This is a genomic window from Verrucomicrobiales bacterium (assembly GCA_016793885.1).
In the GTDB taxonomy this organism is placed as follows: Bacteria; Verrucomicrobiota; Verrucomicrobiia; order Limisphaerales; family UBA11320; genus UBA11320.
Window position 1 is genome coordinate 102,545 of record JAEUHE010000012.1, and the last position, 17,972, is coordinate 120,516.

A 17,972-nucleotide genomic window follows, 5' to 3' on the forward strand; every position below is an offset into this window, starting at 1 on the left:
TCACCGTGCCAGCAACCGGGGGTCGCTCCAGAAGCTGGCGCTCAGGTCGAGCATGAGGCGGTTGCGTCCGCCCGCGTGGGGGGATCGCCCGGACAGCAGCGGATCGACCGTTCCGATGGTGCTTGGGAAATAAGTGTCCACCGCGAGTTCGACCTCCGACGGGGAGTTTGGCTGGCCGATGGTGGGGTTTTCGGCAGCGCGGAGGTCGTGCATCGCGGCTTCGCGAGATTTCCCCCAAAAATTGTCGAGGGGCACGGGATCGGTGATCCGGTCGAATCGCCACAGCCAGTATCCGGTGGCAGAAGCCTTGACTCCCGCGCTGAAGCGTTGCACCGCCTGGGCGCTTTGGCCCAGGCCGGCCCCATCCAGGGAGGGACACATCCAGACGGCATTATTCCCGATGTGATTGCTCAATGAGAGGGCTGCCCATCCGGCCCGAGGATCGGATGGTGGCCAGGTGCGCCACGGACGATACCCCAACTGGGTCTTCAGCGGCCGATCATCTGGAAAACGATCGTTGTGGTCGTCCTCTTGAAGTGCAAATGCGATGCCGATTTGTCGGAGGTTGGAGAGGCAGTTGGTGCGACGGGCGCGCTGTTGGGCTCGGGAAAAGGAAGGGAGGAGCAGTGAAGCCAGGACCCCAATAATCGCGATGACAATCAGTAATTCGATGAGGGTGAAGGCGAGCGCGAACGGGGGCCGGCGATCGGCATGGGGCATGGCTGGGCTGCTGCGGCGGTAACGGAGTCTAATGGACAGGGTGAGCTGCATGGACCGTTATCGAGCCGACCCTGAGGATTCGTGCCTTTGCAGGGAGCGATTCAGGCGTCGGGTGAGGGGCAGACTGAATCGCGACGAGTTGGTTGTCAAACCCGAGTTCACGCCAGAATCCTCTGGCCTGAGGCCCCGGAAGAGCGCAGGATATTCACCTAGCCAAAGTCCTATGCTGACACTGTGTCGCTCACGAAGCTTTTTAAGGTCCTTCGCCCCGGGCGCGGAGCGCGCAGCTGCGCTGCTGGTGGTGTTGGTCGTTGGGCTGGGCTTCGCCACAACTCAGGGTGCCGAGGTTCTCCGGTATGCGAAGGACATTGCCCCACTGCTCAAGGAATACTGCCATGACTGCCACGCTGATGGAGCGGAGAAGGGGGGCGTTGCCTTCGATCGTTATCCCACTGAGAAGGCCTTGACCGCAGATCACGAACTTTGGCTGAAGGTGCTGAAGAATGTTCGCGCCGGGATGATGCCCCCGGCCAAAAAGCCCCAACCCTCGACGCAGCAGAAGGCGCGGATGGAGCAATGGATCAAGGCCTCGGTATTCGAGGTGGACCCACTCCATTTGGATCCAGGGCAGGTCACGGTTCGGCGGTTGAACCGAACGGAGTATCGCAACACCATCCGTGATTTGGTGGGAGTGGACTTTGACACTGAAAAAGAGTTTCCGGCGGATGATGCAGGGCACGGTTTTGACAACATGGGCGATGTGCTGACTCTGTCGCCGATGCTGTTGGAGAAATATCTTGTCGCGGCCCGATCCATCATCAGTCGGGGCGTGCCTGATTCCTCCCGAGTTCCGGCCGAGCGTAAGATTCCCGGCAAGGACTTCACGCTCCTGGCGCGCCCGGGCAGTCTCCCGGCGACGGAGTCTCCGCATCTCAGTTATTATCGGGAGTCCGCTCTTTCGAATCGGTTCTCGGTGAAGAACACCGGACGGTATCGGCTGACTTTGGCGGTCACCGCCCAGGAGCGCTTCGTGGAAAACCAGTTCGATCAGAATAAGTGTCGAATGGTATTCAAGGTGGACGGAAAGGAATTGCAGCGCCAGGAGTTCACTCGTGAGGGTGGCAAGCTCTTTACCTACGACTTCGATCAGGACTGGAGGGAGGGCGACCATGAGCTGCTGGTCGAGGTTTACCCACTCACCCCGGATCAGAAGCAGGTCAGATCTCTCACCTTACGTTTGGACGCAATTGCCATCCAGGGGCCGATGGCACCGGAACATTGGGTGCGGCCCAAGGACTACACGCGGTTCTTCCCCCATGAGCCCGGCGAGAGAACGGAGGACCGTCGTGCCTTCGCGAGGGAGATCTTGGGAAAATTTGTAGAACGGGCCTACCGTCGGCCGGTCGATGGGGCAACGGTGGATCGGTTGGTTCGCTTGGCTGAACAGAGCCATGAACATTCGGGGAAGACCTTCGAGTTTGGGGTGGGGCAGGCGATGGTTGCGGTGCTGGCATCGCCCCGGTTCCTGTTTCGAGAGGAAGAAACTGCGCCGCTGAAGGAGGGAGAGGTTCATCCGTTGGTCGACGAGTATTCCTTGGCCTCCCGGCTCTCCTACTGGCTGTGGTCCTCTATGCCGGATGAGGAACTCCTGCGATTGGCTGGCCAAGGGGAGCTGAGGAAGAACTTGGCGGCCCAAACCCAGCGGCTGTTTGCCGATCGTAAATCAGAGGCCTTTTTCCGCAATTTCGTGGGGCAGTGGCTGCAGGTTCGTGATATCGACACGATCGCGATCGATGCGCGGCAGGTGCTGCAGCGGGAGGCGGCGCCCGATCCCGCTTTTGAGAAACGTCGTCAGCGGTTTCGCGAGCTGAGGGATCGTCCCGAGAGCACGCTGACACCGGCGGAGGTCAAGGAGATGGACGAATTTCGAGCAGGGTTTGGTCGCCGTGCCGCCCAGCCTTTGCGAGCGGAGCTGAACGGAGATTTGCGACGGTTCCTGCGTCAGGAGACGGAGAAAACCGTAGAGCATGTGTTTCGGGAAGATCGCGCCTTGATCGAGCTGATCGACGGCGATTACACCTTTTTGAATGAGCGATTGGCCCGCCACTATGGGCTGACTAACCTCAACATCACGGGCGACCATCTGCGGAAGGTGAGCCTGCCTCCGGAGAGCCCCCGTGGCGGTGTGCTGACCCATGGCTCCGTGCTGGCCGTAACGTCGAACCCAACCCGTACCTCGCCCGTTAAGCGCGGCTTGTTTATTCTCAACAACATCCTGGGAACGCCCCCGCCTCCGCCGCCCCCTGACATCCCACCGCTGGAGGATGCCGTCAAAGCCATGAAAGGACAGAACCTCTCTCTGAGGCAAACGCTGGCCCTGCATCGCGATCAACCCTTGTGCAGCTCGTGTCACAATCGGATGGATCCGTTGGGCCTGGCCTTGGAGAATTTTAATGCCATGGGAATGTGGCGGGATCAGGAGCGCGGGCAGCCGATCGATGCCACCGGGGCCTTGTTGAGCGGGGAAAGCTTCTCTCACGTTCGACAGCTGAAATCCATTCTGGCTCGCGATCATTCCATCGAGTTTTATACGACCCTGACCGAGAAACTTTTAACTTATGCCCTGGGCCGAGGGCTCGATTATTATGATGTGGCGACGGTGGATGACATTGTGGCTCGGCTCCAGGCGAACCAGGGGCGGGCTCAAATTCTGATCCGATCCGTCGTGGAGTCCGTCCCCTTCCAACGAACCCGTGCACTTCCCTCGAAGGTATCCAAATCCGCCCCTGAATCTGCGTCTGTGAGTCCGTCCACCTCAATCCACCCTTGATCATGAGCTCTCTCTCCCCATCCACAATCGCCCGATTTCAGAGTTTGAGCCGCCGCCGCTTTCTTCGGGGGCTGGGGGCTTGCATCGCACTGCCAGCATTCGAATCGCTGAACCTGCTGGGCGCCACCCCGTCCGGAGCGAAAACGAAAGCAACCGCCCCCGTGCGCGCCGCCTTTCTCTTTTTTCCCAACGGCGCGATTCCTTCCGCTTGGTGGCCGGGAAAGGATGGCGCAGACTTTGAGCTGAGCCCTACCCTGAAGCCTTTGGCGAACCACCGTCGTTCCCTCCAAATCCTGGGGGGACTGAACCAGAAGTTCGCCGAGGGTGGTCCCGACGGGGCTGGGGATCATGCCCGAGGCAACGGGGTCTTCCTGACGGGGGTGCGGTTGAAGAAGAGCGCCACCGACATCCGCGCCGGGGTGTCCATCGATCAGGCGATCGCGCGGGAGATCGGACACCTGACGCGGTTCCCTTCGCTGGAGCTGAGCGCCGATGCGATTCGGGGATCCGGCGCCTGCGATTCCGGTTATGCTTGTGCCTACCAGTTCAACCTCTCCTGGAGTTCCCCCACCACCCCGGTGGCTGCCGAGTCCAACCCGCGGCTCGTCTTCGAGCGGCTCTTTGGTGCGGGAGCGCCGGGCGAACGCGCGGCGAACCTGCAGCGGCGTCAGCAGGAGCAGCGCTCGGTGCTCGACTTCGTGATGGAGGATGCCCGCGCGATGAACCGTCGTCTCAACGGACGAGATCGCGACAAGCTGGATCAGTATCTCACGGGAATTCGGGAGATTGAAAACAGCCTCGACAAGGCGGAGCGATTCGGCGAGGTCCGGGATCCAGGGGGCGACACGCCCTCCGGGGTTCCCCAGGATCGTGCCCAGTATGTTCAGGTGATGTGCGACATGCTCGTGCTGGCATTCCAGACGGATTCGACGCGCGTCGCGACGATGTTGCTGGGGCACGATGGCGACAACCGTTCTTTGCCCGAGGCGGGTGTCTCCGAAGGACACCATGACCTTTCTCACCATTTTAACAGTGAGGAAAAGATTCAAAAGCTGAAGGACATCGATTTGTGGTATGCTGGGCAGTTTGCGCAGCTCTTGGACAAGCTCCAGCGTGTGACGGATGTGGATGGGAGCCCCTTGCTGCAAAACTCCATGATCCTCTACGGGAGCGGTAATGCGGATGGCAACCGTCATACCCATTCCAATCTTCCTTTGCTGTTGGCGGGCGGAGGTGGTGGCCTGCTGAAGCCTGGTCGCTACGTGAACCACGGATCCAAGCCGATGACCAACCTGCTCCTGACGATGGCGCAGCACATGGGGGCGAAGAATGTGACCAGCTTGGGCGATTCCACGGGCCTGTTGGAGGACGTTTAAGCAGTGGCTGAATGGTGAATTTCATGCCGCTAGGTCCATTCCTACACCTATCCGCCTGAAGGCGGACGAGTGAACTATAAGCTTTAGCGGACCGCCCCGCGATCAACTCCGTACCAACGACCACGCCTCACGCGGAAATAATCACACTCGTCCGTGGCTGGCCTGACTTCTATCTCATGGGCTGACCGATAATTTTGTGGCATCGGCCGCGGGGAGATCGGTAAGGTATTCCCACATCCGATGACCTCTCTCGCTATGAACTTGCCACGCTTCGTGTTCGCTTCATGTCTCTGTATTGCAGTGAGCGCTATCTCTCCGCTCCAAGCTCAATCTAACTCCACTGCGACGAACACACCACCGCGCCGTGCACCTCGAGCGGCCCCCTTGGTTTCTCCGGATCTTTTGCCGGGGGGCGGGGTTGCTTTTCGGCTCAAGGCGCCGCAGGCGAAGGAGGTTAAAGTGGTCGGACAGTTTGGTTCCGACACGCCGCTTCAAAAAGATGATCAGGGCGTCTGGAGCGTGACCTTGCCGTCGGTGCCGCCAGGGGTGCATGAATATCGTTTTGTCGTGGATGGCTTGAGTGTCATCGATCCCCAGAACCCGGCCATCAAGCCGCAACGCTGGCCCAACACCAGCATCCTTCACGTTCCTTCCGTGCCTGCCGCCCCTTGGGATCTGCAGGACATTCCGCACGGTGTACTCCATGAGCATCTTTATCACTCGAAGGTGCTGGGCACCTGGCGCAAGGTGGTTGTCTATACGCCTCCGGGAGCCGGGTCGGGTTCCAAGCTGCCGGTCCTCTATCTCTCGCATGGCTACAGCGACAATGAAGGAAGCTGGAGTGTTCATGGCAAGGCCCATTGGATTCTCGATTCGCTGATCGCTCAGAAGAAGGCGGTGCCGATGATCGTCGTGATGCCGGATGGCCATGCACTCCCCCCTGCTGCCGGAGCTTGGGAAGCCTACGCGACCAATAATAGCGGCGCTTACTGTGAAGAACTGGTGAAGGACATCGTGCCCTTGGTCGAGAGTCATTACCGGGTTGCCTCACGTCCGCGCAGCCGGGCTTTTGCCGGTTTGTCGATGGGTGGGCACCATGCCTTTACGGTGGCCTTGAAGCACCATGATCAGTTCGGGTGGGTGGGGGCCTTCAGCGCCGCGACTCCGGTGGAGAGTTGGATTGCTCGAGATTTGGAAAAGGGCAACGAAATGAACCGCCACCTGAAGCTGTTCTGGATTGCGTGTGGAAAGAAGGACTTCCTTTTTCAGAACAACGAGACCTTTTCCGCGTTGCTGAAAACCAAGGGGATTCAGCACGAATACCTCGTGACGGAGGGTGACCATTCCTGGCCGGTGTGGCGGCGATATCTGGTGGATTTCGCGCCGAAGCTGTTTCGGTGAGTTTGTCGCACGGATCGTCCGACACGGACGATGCCACAATGTAGTGTGGGCCGTCTCGGTCCATCCCCAATGTGCAATGTGAAATGAGCAATGAACAATGTGCAATCCCCCTCGGAATGGGCGCGGCTCAACGGACCTGATTTCACATTGCTCATTTTTCCATTTGGGACCAATGAGGCCCGCTGCGCTCGGGAGGCTGGCGCATCGTCCAACATGGACGACGCCACAATTACTCACTTTCCCGGTGCGATGCAGTAGAGCTTGGTCAGGGTTCGAATCAGTAACCGATCTCCGGCGATGGCCGGCGTGGACATGCACATCTCGTCGAGCGGATTGCTATGCAACAGACGATACTCGGGTCCCGCTTGGAACACGAAGGTGTCGCCGTCCTCGCTGAGCGCGTAGATCTTTCCATTGGCCGCCCAAGGCGAGGCCGTGAAGGAAGTGGTCTGGGTCCGGATCCGCTGCTTTTCGTAGATCTGTCGTCCTGTTCGGGCGTCGTGCGCGCTGAAGAAACCGAAATCAAACAGCACATAGAACTGGTCCCCGTAGAGCAGGGGTGAAGGGTTGTAGGGTGCCGCCGTCGGCTGATACCACGCGATGTGCGCGCTGTTGGTCTCGCCTGCGGGCAGCGTGATATCCCCGCTCGCGCCCGGCTTCACCGCGAACACGGGGCGGATTTTGTCACCGACATATCCCGAGCTGATGTAGAGCAATCCAAACTTCGAGAAGGGCGTTGGAATCACAATCGTGGACATGCCTCCGAACTCCCACAGCAGCTTCCCATCGAGATCATACGAGCGGACGCGTTTGCGTCCCGGGGTGACCAGCTCGGTTCGCTGCTCGTTCTGCCAGACATAGGGAGTCGCCCAGTTACTCGGCTCATCCCGTTCAGTTCTCCAAAGCTGCTTTCCCGTTCGCTTGTCCAGCGCCACCACAAACGACTGGTCTTCATTGTCGTTCACCAGGAAGAGCTTGTCACCGTGAAGCACCGGCGAGGCCGCCGAACCCCATCCGTAGCGGGTCTTCACTGCCGGCCAGTTGGTGGACCAGAGGGGCTTTCCGTCCAGGTCGAAGCAGAACAGGCCCACGTTGCCGAAGTAGGCGTACACTCGCTCGCCGTCGGTGACTGGCGTTTCCGAGGCATAGCTGTTTTTGATGTGCAGGGGATTGACGGGATTGCCGCTTTTGACCTCCCGGCGCCACAGTTCTTTCCCGTCCTTGAGGGCGAGACATTGCACCCACCAATGATGCGTCGTGGCCGGCGGGTCTTTGCGGTCGCCGCCGAAGTACAGGCCCTTTTTGGCCTCGTCCATGGGACCCTCGCTCGTAGCGGTGGTCAGGAAGACGCGATCACCCCACACGATGGGTGAGGACCAGCCACGCCCCGGGATCTCCACCTTCCAAGCCACATTCTCATTGGTGCTCCATCGTTCAGGAAACCGCGACCCATCAGCCACGGCCATGGAGTCCGCCCCGCGGAACTGAGGCCAGTGGATCGGCGCGGCAGGCGAGTTCGCGGCCGAGGCGAGTGGGACGAGGCTAAGGTTGATGAGTATCGCCAGGGCGAGGATGGGTTTCATGAGTTGCATCGGGTTGGCTGGCGAGGGTCCGCCTGCCGCTCAAGCCAGTTTGGCCATTTCGTTGCGCACCAACTGAACCAGCGGCTTGATGGTTTCCCGGCTGAAGTCAAATCGGCATCCCGCGGCCTGGAAAAGTTCAGGCAACGGGCGTGAACCGCCGAGCGAGAGGCCCTTGAGGTAGTCGCGCAGCGCACCCGGCTTGTCCTTCTTCGAGTTCGCCCAGACTTGGAGGGCTCCGAGTTGGGCAATCCCGTACTCGATATAATAGAAGGGGTGCAGGAAGATGTGCAACTGGCGATGCCAGAGGTTGGCGCGGACAGCCTCGAATCCGGTCCAATCGACCTTGTCTCCAAATCGTCCCATCAGCTGGACCCAAGCGGCGGTCCGTTCGGAGCGGGCATGTTTCGGATGGGTGTAGATCCAGTGTTGAAAGGCATCGACCGTGGCGATCCAGGGCAGGACTTTCAGAACCCCTTCCAGGTGATCCCGGCGGGCCCGCTGGGCTTCAGCAGGGGAGTAGAACTCTTCCAGGAACTCGTTGCCGAGAAGCTCCATGCTCATTGATGCCACTTCGCAGAACTCGATCGGCGCGCCTCGATAGGCGTAGAGATCTTCCTTCTGAGTGGCCAGCGCATGGAACGCATGGCCGGCTTCGTGGAACATGGTTTCGACATCCCGCTGCACTCCGACCGCATTCATGAAAATGAAGGGTAAGCGTGCCTCGGCTAGGGTCGACTGGTATCCGCCGGGCGCCTTGCCTTTCCGGTTTTCCAGGTCGATCAGCTTGCGCGTCTGCATCAGGCGAAAGCCGCTTCCCAGCTCGGGAGAAATCTGATCGAACACCTTCTGGGAGGCCGACGTGAGTTTGTCGACCGATTGGAAGGGGCGCAGCGGAGCACGGTTGAATGGATCCACCGCCATGTCCCACGGGCGCAGTGCGGGAACCTTCAGGTTTTCCCGGCGCTTCTCTTGAAGCTCGCGCAGAACGGGCATGATCTCCCCCTCGACCGCGTCGTGGAATCGTTCGCAGTGTTCGGGCGTGTAGTCGAAGCGACCGCGCAGCCGGAAGGCGTAGTCGCGATAGTTGGCATAGCCCGCGTTCTTGGCCATCCGCTCGCGCAGGTCGAGCAACCCTTCGAACTGGGCTTCGAACGCTTCGCTCTCCTGCAGTCGGCGGTTGGCCACGAGTTTCCAGACGTCTTCGCGGACCCCTCGGTCCTGCTCTTCCAGGAAGGGGCTCATCTGGGGGAGGGTGCGTTCCTTGCCCTGATACTGAACCGTCAGGGAGCCGCTCAGCTTTTGATATTGCTGTCCGAGTTTGGCTTCCTCGGTTTCGAGCGCGACGTTCTCAGGTCGGAACAACTCCACGCGCAGGACGGTGTCGCGATGCAGGATTCGATAGCGTTCTTCGGGAAGCTTCGAGCTCAGTGGGTGGGCCAGAAAAATCTCCGAGATCTGCTGCTGCCAGGGCTTGAGTTCGGGTTCGATGGATTCGACGAATTCCAGATAGGCTTTCTCGGCACCCGGGTCGTCGGTGTGGCAAGTCATCGCGATGTAGCGTCGGGAAGACTCCTCATCCAGAGCGGCGCTGAGCTCACCCCAGGCTAGGATCCAGGCTTCGAAATCGGCCACCGAGGCGCAGGCGGCGGCATCCGCTTTCAGACGTTGGAAGAGCGGTTCGATGGACGCCCACTCTCCGAGGTTGATCTGGCTCGGAACGAAGCGTCGCGCGCTAAAAGGCGTTAATTCACCAAAGGGCAGTAAGCTCATACCCGGAGCCTAGCGAGAGCCGGCCCGGGGGTGAAGGAGGATTTATTTCAGTCGAACGAGATGACGTTCTTGATGCCGGTGGCCTTGCCGACCAGCAGTTCCTGAAAGTTTTCCAGCTTGTTGCGGGACGAGATCAGTTGGCGGACCGCCTTGGGCCACCGTTGGTTGAAGGTTCCCAGGTCGCGGATCGCGGAGGCGAACGCATCCCCGTCGGCATTGACGGTGCCGACGATCGCTTGGTTCTTCAGCACGATATTCCGCATGATTTCGCTGGCGGCCACCGAGATGGGGGCTTTCGGAGCAGGGATGCCGGTCATGACATAAACCCCGTTGATCCCCAGCACGCGCATGACATCGAAAGTGATTCCCGGAACGCCCACCGCCTCGTAGATCAGATCGATGCTGCCCACGTGCTTGGCCAGGTCATCGACGCTCATCTGTTCGGAGGAGATGTACTCGGCACCGAAGGACTCCACCAGATCGGCCTTGCTGTTCGGTTTCTTGGAGCGTGAATAGACGTAGGTCTTGAAGCCGTTGACGACCAGTGCCATGGCTCCGAGGATGCCGACGGGACCGGCGCCAAGGACGACCGCGTTCAGTCCGGTGCCGCGGGGTTCGTGGGTGGCAGCCTTGTTCCAAGGCAGGCGCTGCTGGGTCTTCCAGACTTGGGCGAGTCCCTTTTCGGCGACGGTCAGGGGTTCGACCAAGACCGCAATGTCGCGAAGCTCGCTCGGCACGTAGGTCAGGTAACGGTCTTCGTCGACGAAGCACTCCGTCATGTAACCATGATACTGATTGATGCCGCGTTCGGTGAAGGTCCAGGTGCTGCAGAAATCCTGTCGGCTTTCGCGGCAGGGAACGCAACTGGGAGCCGGGCAGGGACGTCGGACGCTAGGAACCACATAGTCACCGACCTTAAACCGGCTGACATTGCTGCCGACCTCCAGCACCTGCCCGAGCGCTTCGTGCCCCAGAACCAAATAGTCGGAGCCGGTGGGCGGGGCGCCATACACGAAGGTACAGATCTCCCGGTCCGTGCCGCAGATCCCGACATCGAGGGTGCGGATCTTGACCTGGTTTGACTGGGTGATCGCCGGAGCCGGATGCTCGATCATTCGCACTTCTTTGCGACTGGGGACCACGCCGACGGCGCGCATATGCTTGCTCATGTGCTTAAAAATCAACGCTCAGCCGCAAGGAGTTGTTTTACCCGGGCGAGTGGTGTGGGACATGATAGCGTGCTTTGGGTGGTAGGGAATCAAATTTTTTATGATTAGGAGGGCGGGTGGCTAAGAATTGGGTGAGATTTGCAACGTGTTTTCCGTCGTATGTCCGCGGGAGTTCACAAGGCGACAGTTCTCAGCTTCCGTATCTCCCTCGGACTTCGGACCCCCGTGCGGTCCTGGAGCTTAGCCGGGTGATCGAAGTTAGCGCATATTTCGTGCGATGCCAAAGATGGCCATGGCTGCCAGGAGCATATAGATCGTCCAGGGCTGGCCCGGAAGTGACGGCATCGGTCGCCGATGAGTCCATCTCCAGGCGGCGACTCCACCCCCGATCAGCCCCGCGGGGGCGAGCAGCACCAGGAGAGCATTTTGGTGCCAAGCCACCCCGATGTTTCCATGCAGGAGAGAATAAGCCGCGCGTGTGGCCCCGCAGCCCGGGCAGTCGAGTCCGGTCGCTCGATGAAACAGGCACGGCGGATAGAATCCCCCCTGGCCTGGAGGAAAAAAGTGCAGCCCGGCTACCCCACATCCAACGATTCCCAGCAAAACGATCGTGCGGGGCAGCGAGAAGCTTGGTTTTGAGGTGGCCTCTGGTTCCTGGAGATGCGGAAGGGGAGGCGGTCGCAGGTCTTGCGCTGAGTATTGTGTGGTCGAAGGCTCTTCCAGCATGGGCGGGGGGGCCTGGCTATCCGCGCGACGCCTGGACCAGTTCGTCGAGCTTCCGACTCGCGGCGCCGGAATCGATCACGTCCCCGATGCGGTCCCAGCCCTCCGCGACCGACTTGCAGGCGTTGGCCACGAACAGTGCGGCCGCCGCATTGAGTTGAACGGCATCGCGTTTGGGCCCTCGGTCGGCTCCGTTGAGGAGCTGCCGCACGATCTCGGCGTTCGCGGCCTTGTCCCCGCCGGCGAGTTGAGCCAGGGAAGAGGGCTGAAGCGGGAAGGCCATCGGATCGAGCGTGGAATTGGCGAAGCCGCGATCTTGATAGAACTCGGCGATCGTGTTGCTTCCCAGGGTGGAAAGCTCATCCAGGTGAAACTCGCCTACCTGACCGCAGACCACCATCCCGCGGCGAATTCCCAGGCTTTGAAGCACCTTGCCCAGGAGCTCGCACAGATGCGGGCGAGCGACTCCCACCAGCTGCGCTGTCGGCCGGGCGGGGTTGAGCAGCGGTCCCATGAAATTGAACAAGGTCCGTTGCCCCTTTTCAGCGCAGAGCTTGCGAGCAGGCCCGATTTGTTTGAACGCGGGGTGGAAATGGGGTGCGAAGAAGAAGGCGAAGCCGTGGTCGCGCAGCCACTGGGCGGCCTCGGCTGGGGAGAGGTCGATGCGCACGCCGAGGGCCTCCAGCACATCGGCGCTTCCGCAGGTGCCGGTGACGGCGCGGTTGCCATGTTTGGCGACGACCAATCCCGCGGCGGCGGTGACCAGGGCCACCGTGGTGGAAATGTTGAACGTGTTCAGCCGATCCCCTCCCGTGCCACACACATCGACAATTTCGCGTGCGCGAGTCGCGGCATCCAACTCTGGGCAGATGGAGAGGGAACGAAGCTCGGCAGCGAACGCGGCAATCTCGTCGACCGTCTCCCCCTTCTCGGCCAGCCGGGTGAGGAACTCTGCCTTGCCTTCGACGGCCACTTCCGGGTCGACCAGGCATTTCACCGCCCCTTTGATCTCGGAGGCGGAGAGAGATTGTTTCGCGATGAGTTGCTCGATCAGCTTCGTGAGCATGGAGTCAGGTTAACCAGGCTGGAGGTGGACTCAATGGTCAAATGCGACCGGGTCGCAGATTTTGGTTCTTTCCCCTGCAGGCAGAGGGTCCTTTGCGGTTCAACAGCTCTCGGCCTAGTTCCCGAGATCTGTCTGGCACCCTCCAAAGTGAGATCCCTCGCTTTCCCCTTGCGTTTTGCGGGGAGGCGAGTGTCTTTAGGTGGCAGTCATGCCTGTTGCGACCAACGAACCGCCCCCTCCGAACGACGATGCGATCATCGGTCGGGCGTTTTGGCGCTCGCTGGCGATTTTGGGAGTGGTGGTGGTGGGAGTGCTCATGGGATTTTTTTGGGATAGCTGGCGATCCGAGAAACGCAGCGTCCAGCAGACTCCCATCGAGGCCCCCCAGTCGGCGCCACCGCCCCTGGAGCGGATCCCTCACAGCACCTTTACCGACATGACTGCCGGGGCGGGTATTTCATTCCAACACTACACCGGTGCCCGGGGGGAGAAGCTGTTGCCGGAAACGATGGGGGCGGGAGTCGCTATTTTCGATTTCGACAACGATGGACGCCAGGATCTGCTCTTCGTCAATGCTTCCGACTGGCCTTGGACTCCCGATCCGCGAACCCCGGCCCCGACGGCCGCGTTGTATCGAAATCTTGGCGATTGGCGATTCGCCGACGTCACCGCACCCAGCGGGTTGGCCGTGAGTTTTTACGGCACGGGAGTGGCGGTGGGTGACTATGACAACGACGGGCTGGTCGATGTGTTTCTTTCGGGGGTTGGACGTGCTTTGCTCTTTAAAAACTTGGGAGAGGGACGGTTTCGGGATGTCACTCAGACTGCGGCGATCGTGAATCGTCCGACGGATTGGTCGAGCAGCGCCGCTTGGATTGACTATGACAACGACGGCGATCTGGATTTGTTTGTTTGCCATTATGTTCAATGGTCTCGGGATATCGATATCTCGGTCGATTACCGGTTGGTGGGCATCGGACGAGCCTATGGCCCGCCCGACAACTTCCCCGGCGCTCATCCCCGCCTCTACCGCAATGAGGGCGATGGGCGGTTCGCTGACGTTTCCGCGGCCGCCGGAATCGAGGTGCTGAACCGTGCGACGTCCCAGCCGATGGCGAAATCCTTGGGCGTTGCCCCGGTGGATCTGGATCGCGATGGCTGGATCGATCTCGTGGTGGCCAATGACACGGTCCAGAACTTCGTCTTCCACAACGAGAAGAACGGGCGCTTTAAGGAGATGGGGGCCGTGTCAGGGATCGCCTTCGACAGCTATGGCGGAACGCGTGGGGCGATGGGCATCGATTCCGCGCGGGCCCACGAAGAGGATCAATTGGCCATCGCGATTGGGAATTTTGCCAATGAGATGACCGCGCTCTATGTGTCGCAGCAGGATCCGCTGCTGTTCAGCGACGAGGCCATCGGTCAGGGCATCGGGCCGGTGAGCCGGCTTTCGTTATCCTTTGGGGTCTTCTTTTTCGACTATGATCTAGACGGCTGGCAGGATTTTCTGACGGTGAGCGGCCACATCGAGGAGGACATTAACCGGGTCCAGAAAAGTCAGAACTATCGACAGTCGGCACGGCTCTATTGGAACACCCGTGGGATAGGTGCGGGTCCAGGGTTTGTCGCCGTGCCGGAGGTCCGAGCCGGTGCGGACCTATCGCGGCCGCTGGTCGGTCGGGGGTCGGCTTTCGGGGATCTTGATGGCGATGGGGATCTCGATGTGGTGATGACGCAGGTAGGTGGGTTGCCAGTGGTGCTGCGCAACGATCTATCGGGGCCAGCTCAATGGATCCGGCTTCAGTTGGTGGGCAAGAATACCAATCGCGATGCCATCGGTGCTTGGATCATGATACGCGCTGGCGGCCGGGTTCAATGGCGCCAGGTGATGCCGACTCGCGGCTACCTCTCCCAAAGCGAGCTGCCCGTGACGATAGGGCTGGGGCGCGAGGCCAAGCTTGAGGAAGTGGTGGTTCATTGGCCTCGCGGCTCGCGGCAGAAGCTGTCCAATCTGGAACTCAACCGGACCCACCGGATCGTCGAAGGCGAGTGAGCGGGCTCCTGAATTTGCGCTAAAGGGCGAGGCGGCTTCGCCGATGTTGTCTTGGTATGAGACAACATGAGACTCGTGGTAAGATTCAACGCACGCCCAACCGCACGACCTGGTCTGGTGGCGTTGGTTCCAGCTGGCTCGTAGCATCAGCTATCGCTCTGGGCGGAGTGCTACCTGGCGTGGCGGCGGACCCTGGGGTGGAGGATCGCTTGCGAGCTATTGAGGCTCAATTGGATTCGTTGAAAAAGGAGAATGCCGATCTCAAGGCTCAGCTGAAGGATAGCAGCAAGGCAGTCGCCAAGCCGGCCGAGCCTGGGAGCACCGTCAAGCTTCCGGCTACGGTCATGGCCAAAGGGAAGGAGAGCAAGATTACGATTGGCGGTCTCATTCAGACCCAGCTGGAGGTTGGAGACGTGCCTGATTCCCGGTTCTCCGAAAATGATCGCTTTCTGGTCCGGCGAGCGCGGCTGGGTGTGGCGGGCAGTTTTCTCGAGAACTTCTCGTGGAAGCTGGAGGGAGATTTCGGCAACGCCAATCTCCGGAATAACTCCAGCTATCGCGCCTTGGCGACCGACATTTACATCCAGTGGAATCGGTATGATTTTGCGAATGTCCGAGTAGGCCAATTTAAGACCTTATTCGGTCATGAGCAGTTGGAGTCCGCCTCGGCCCGCTTGTTTGCCGAGCGCGCGATGGCCACGGACCAGTTTACCATCAGCCGGCAGGTGGGCGCTTCCGTGACCGGGGACTTCTATGAGGATCGTTTGGCTTATGGCGTTGCTGCGTTCAACGGGCCTGCCCAAAACAATGGCTTCAACGACAATGAGAAGTTTACCTATACCGGAAGGCTGAGCGGGACACCCTGGAAGGGAAAGATCGGCGAGCTGGAAAGTCGGTGGTCGCTGGGGATCAACGCCTATGCGAGCAAGGATAGCAATGTGTCCGTGTCCGGCCTGGGTTTCGACTCGGTGCCGGGCGGGTCCGTCGACAACATTTTCCAGGGAGATCGACGGGTCTGGGCGGCTGACACTCAGTTCGAGCTGGGTAGGTTCGAATTCCGGGGGGAATACTTTAGAGCCCACTACAAGGCCTTGAACCAGCTGCCGAGCGCGAAGCTTGATGCCGATGGCTTTCATCTCACGCTCGCGGCTTACGTGCTCCCGCGCAAGGTGCAGGCGCTGGTGCGCTACGAGAGTTTGGATCTCGACCTCGACAGCTCCGGAAACTCATCGGACGCCTGGGTGTTCGGTGTGAACTACTACATCAAGGGCAACGATCTCAAGCTCCAGCTGAACTACCACCTGGGCAGCGCGGATGGGGCGGAGGACCACCAAGGTCGCCTGATCGCCCGAGCGCAGCTGATGTTTTGATCGCGCGAACCAAGACCATTTCGGTACTACACGCAGTCCCGCGGGAAGGATCCCGCGGGACTTTTTTTGGGGTGGTGGATTTAACTGCGGAACTGTAGGGGACGACGTGAGGAGTGGAAGGGGGACCGAAGATTGAACCGCGAAGGACGGGTATGTGGTTTGTCAACAAAGACCGAAGGGAAATTGTTCGAAATAACTAATCGAAGTCTGGATCGCCAAGTGTGCCCGTGGAAGAAAGCAAAAGATTGAGAAGGAGAGGACGGACTGGGTCCGTCCTCCCCTCCCTTTTTGGGGGTAACAAACAGGTCCGCCGTAGGCGGCTCTGCTCGTTGCTTTATGGTAGGTAGAGTTGCTCTTTTAGATCAAGCCAGGCCGTATTCTTCGGCCTGAGTCGTGAACTTTCTTGGAGGCTCTGGTTCAGCTTTGGGTTCGACGTTGGGGAATGGCTTCAACTCGTAGACTCGCCCCTTGAGAAGGCTCTCATTCATTTCCTGACGGAGAGATTTTCGGTCCTTGCCTAGGGTCTTGAGCCCATTCTGTCCGATCTTGGAGATGATCTTTCCGATCTTGATCGCCTGGGGTTTGCTGATCTCTTCCATACCCTCCCACTTGCCGTTCATGAGATACCAAAGGGCGATGACCAGTTTCCTGGCTACTGCCGCAGCTGCCAAGTTGACGGAGCCCTTGGAAGCCAAGAGCTTCTTGCCCCACTTGGCCAATGGGCTATTACCGCGGAGGATCGACTGAGCCGACTCCATCAGCAACGAGCGGAGATCCTTGCGTCCATGTCCCCCGATACCTCCACTCCACTTTTTGTTGCCGCTGTCATCAAAGACCGGGTAGAGCCCGATGTAGCTCACGAGCTTCTTGGGATGCTCAAAGCGTTTGATGTCCCCCACGATGGCTCCAAAGGCGAACGCAACGATATCACGCACTCCGCTCAGTCGAGTCAGAGCTAAGAGTTTAGGATCAGTAGCGACCTCCGTGGCGATGAGACTCTCCCAGTGGCAACGTTGCTTGCGAGCGGCTTCCAGTTCCATGGCTAAGCCCTCAATCACCATTCGTTGGCGAGGTGCCCAGTCTCGTGACTCATGGATCAGTTTTAGGGCGCTCTCGTGGTCTAAGTCGGTGAGTGATTGGTCGAGTCGCACTCCGCTATCGCTCAGATAAGAGTCAAGGCGGTTGACCGTTTGGGTGCAGCGTTTGACGGTTTTACGATGCATGTGGAAGCAATCGCGACGCTCCTGGGTTTTGGGGTCAGGAACCCAGACTCGCTTAGCCGTGCCGGAGAGGAAGGCTTTACCGATGCGAATAGCGCTGATTTTGTCATTGTTGGCATGGGCTTCCTTGAGCTTGCCCATATGGCAGCTTTCCAACACCAGGGCGGTGCGACCAATAGCTTCCAGTCGTCGTACGACATCAAAGCTATTGCCCGAAGCCTCTAGAACGATGCAGTCCTCCGAGGTGGTGTGCTTCTGAGCCCAGCTTATCAGCTGGCCCATGGGCACTTGGTTGAAGGTTTTTTGAGTGATGGCTTCAGCGGGAGTCCGGCCCTGCAGCAGGGCCGCCGTGAAGCTGTCCGGATGGGAATCAAAGCCGACCACGCGGCCTTTGAGATTTTTGAATATTGTCTCAATCGAGTCCATATGCTTTCTTGGAAGAGCAGGCGGACGGAAACGGGTCAGGCGATTTACATGCACTCAGGTATGCGGGGCGGTCCCCATGTAGGTGCTTTTCGCCGATCTCATTCGCTAAGTCGGAGTATTACTCCAAGCGTTCTTCTCGAGGGTCTCCCGTAATGCCGCCAGCTAGTTAGCAAGACCAACTGGCCCTTATGGTGGCCCCGTTTCCGTCCGTTCTGCAATGCTGCCTGAGTCTTTCAGGACCGCTGGACAAAACTCATACCTACGC

At 59.7% G+C, this 17,972-nt stretch carries 12 protein-coding genes; 5 read left to right on the forward strand and 7 right to left on the reverse strand.

Annotated elements, in window-relative coordinates:
* Positions 1 to 720: a prepilin-type N-terminal cleavage/methylation domain-containing protein gene (locus JNN07_01750; protein ID MBL9166445.1), complete on the reverse strand. Its 720-nt coding sequence runs from the start codon at positions 718 to 720 to the stop codon at positions 1 to 3.
* A gap of 223 nt (positions 721 to 943) precedes the next feature.
* On the opposite strand from JNN07_01750, the gene JNN07_01755 reads away from it, so the two are divergent.
* From JNN07_01755 to JNN07_01765, 3 genes are all read left to right on the forward strand, one after another.
* Positions 944 to 3,550, forward strand: a complete 2,607-nt coding sequence (locus JNN07_01755; protein MBL9166446.1) for a DUF1592 domain-containing protein — start codon at positions 944 to 946, stop codon at positions 3,548 to 3,550.
* Positions 3,551 to 3,552: 2 nt separating this feature from the next.
* Positions 3,553 to 4,926 (forward strand): DUF1552 domain-containing protein, encoded by a 1,374-nt coding sequence (locus JNN07_01760; GenBank protein ID MBL9166447.1) that lies wholly within the window; start codon positions 3,553 to 3,555, stop codon positions 4,924 to 4,926.
* A 255-nt stretch (positions 4,927 to 5,181) separates the two neighbouring features.
* Positions 5,182 to 6,327, forward strand: coding sequence for a hypothetical protein (locus JNN07_01765; GenBank protein MBL9166448.1), 1,146 nt, complete (start codon positions 5,182 to 5,184; stop codon positions 6,325 to 6,327).
* A 233-nt stretch (positions 6,328 to 6,560) separates the two neighbouring features.
* Here the strand turns inward: JNN07_01765 and JNN07_01770 are convergent, their stop codons facing one another.
* The 5 genes from JNN07_01770 to trpD form a co-directional block, all read right to left on the reverse strand.
* Positions 6,561 to 7,910, reverse strand: coding sequence for a PQQ-like beta-propeller repeat protein (locus JNN07_01770; GenBank protein MBL9166449.1), 1,350 nt, complete (start codon positions 7,908 to 7,910; stop codon positions 6,561 to 6,563).
* Positions 7,911 to 7,949: 39 nt separating this feature from the next.
* Entirely contained in the window at positions 7,950 to 9,680 is a 1,731-nt protein-coding gene (locus JNN07_01775) for a M3 family oligoendopeptidase (GenBank protein ID MBL9166450.1), read from the reverse strand.
* Positions 9,681 to 9,727: 47 nt separating this feature from the next.
* Positions 9,728 to 10,849: a glucose 1-dehydrogenase gene (locus JNN07_01780; protein MBL9166451.1), complete on the reverse strand. Its 1,122-nt coding sequence runs from the start codon at positions 10,847 to 10,849 to the stop codon at positions 9,728 to 9,730.
* 258 nt (positions 10,850 to 11,107) lie between these two features.
* Positions 11,108 to 11,575 (reverse strand): DUF2752 domain-containing protein, encoded by a 468-nt coding sequence (locus tag JNN07_01785; protein ID MBL9166452.1) that lies wholly within the window; start codon positions 11,573 to 11,575, stop codon positions 11,108 to 11,110.
* 16 nt (positions 11,576 to 11,591) lie between these two features.
* Positions 11,592 to 12,638, reverse strand: coding sequence for an anthranilate phosphoribosyltransferase (trpD, locus tag JNN07_01790; GenBank protein MBL9166453.1), 1,047 nt, complete (start codon positions 12,636 to 12,638; stop codon positions 11,592 to 11,594).
* Between the two features lie 208 nt (positions 12,639 to 12,846).
* Here trpD and JNN07_01795 point away from each other — a divergent pair, with 208 nt between their 5' ends.
* Both JNN07_01795 and JNN07_01800 read left to right on the forward strand, forming a co-directional pair.
* Positions 12,847 to 14,691 (forward strand): CRTAC1 family protein, encoded by a 1,845-nt coding sequence (locus JNN07_01795; protein ID MBL9166454.1) that lies wholly within the window; start codon positions 12,847 to 12,849, stop codon positions 14,689 to 14,691.
* A 56-nt stretch (positions 14,692 to 14,747) separates the two neighbouring features.
* The gene (locus JNN07_01800; GenBank protein MBL9166455.1) at positions 14,748 to 16,061 is read left to right on the forward strand and encodes a hypothetical protein; all 1,314 of its coding nucleotides are present in this window, start codon (positions 14,748 to 14,750) and stop codon (positions 16,059 to 16,061) included.
* A gap of 362 nt (positions 16,062 to 16,423) precedes the next feature.
* Here JNN07_01800 and JNN07_01805 read toward each other — a convergent pair whose 3' ends face one another.
* Complete coding sequence (locus JNN07_01805) at positions 16,424 to 17,707, reverse strand: IS110 family transposase (GenBank protein MBL9166456.1); 1,284 nt, start codon at positions 17,705 to 17,707, stop codon at positions 16,424 to 16,426.
* Between the last annotated feature and the right edge of the window lie 265 nt (positions 17,708 to 17,972).

Coding starts and splice junctions, on each gene's coding strand:
- JNN07_01750 (MBL9166445.1), bottom strand. CDS start 720: ATGCCCCATGCCGATCGCCGGCCCCCGTTCGCGCTCGCCTTCACCCTC.
- JNN07_01755 (MBL9166446.1), top strand. CDS start 944: ATGCTGACACTGTGTCGCTCACGAAGCTTTTTAAGGTCCTTCGCCCCG.
- JNN07_01760 (MBL9166447.1), top strand. CDS start 3,553: ATGAGCTCTCTCTCCCCATCCACAATCGCCCGATTTCAGAGTTTGAGC.
- JNN07_01765 (MBL9166448.1), top strand. CDS start 5,182: ATGAACTTGCCACGCTTCGTGTTCGCTTCATGTCTCTGTATTGCAGTG.
- JNN07_01770 (MBL9166449.1), bottom strand. CDS start 7,910: ATGAAACCCATCCTCGCCCTGGCGATACTCATCAACCTTAGCCTCGTC.
- JNN07_01775 (MBL9166450.1), bottom strand. CDS start 9,680: ATGAGCTTACTGCCCTTTGGTGAATTAACGCCTTTTAGCGCGCGACGC.
- JNN07_01780 (MBL9166451.1), bottom strand. CDS start 10,849: ATGAGCAAGCATATGCGCGCCGTCGGCGTGGTCCCCAGTCGCAAAGAA.
- JNN07_01785 (MBL9166452.1), bottom strand. CDS start 11,575: ATGCTGGAAGAGCCTTCGACCACACAATACTCAGCGCAAGACCTGCGA.
- trpD (MBL9166453.1), bottom strand. CDS start 12,638: ATGCTCACGAAGCTGATCGAGCAACTCATCGCGAAACAATCTCTCTCC.
- JNN07_01795 (MBL9166454.1), top strand. CDS start 12,847: ATGCCTGTTGCGACCAACGAACCGCCCCCTCCGAACGACGATGCGATC.
- JNN07_01800 (MBL9166455.1), top strand. CDS start 14,748: ATGAGACAACATGAGACTCGTGGTAAGATTCAACGCACGCCCAACCGC.
- JNN07_01805 (MBL9166456.1), bottom strand. CDS start 17,707: ATGGACTCGATTGAGACAATATTCAAAAATCTCAAAGGCCGCGTGGTC.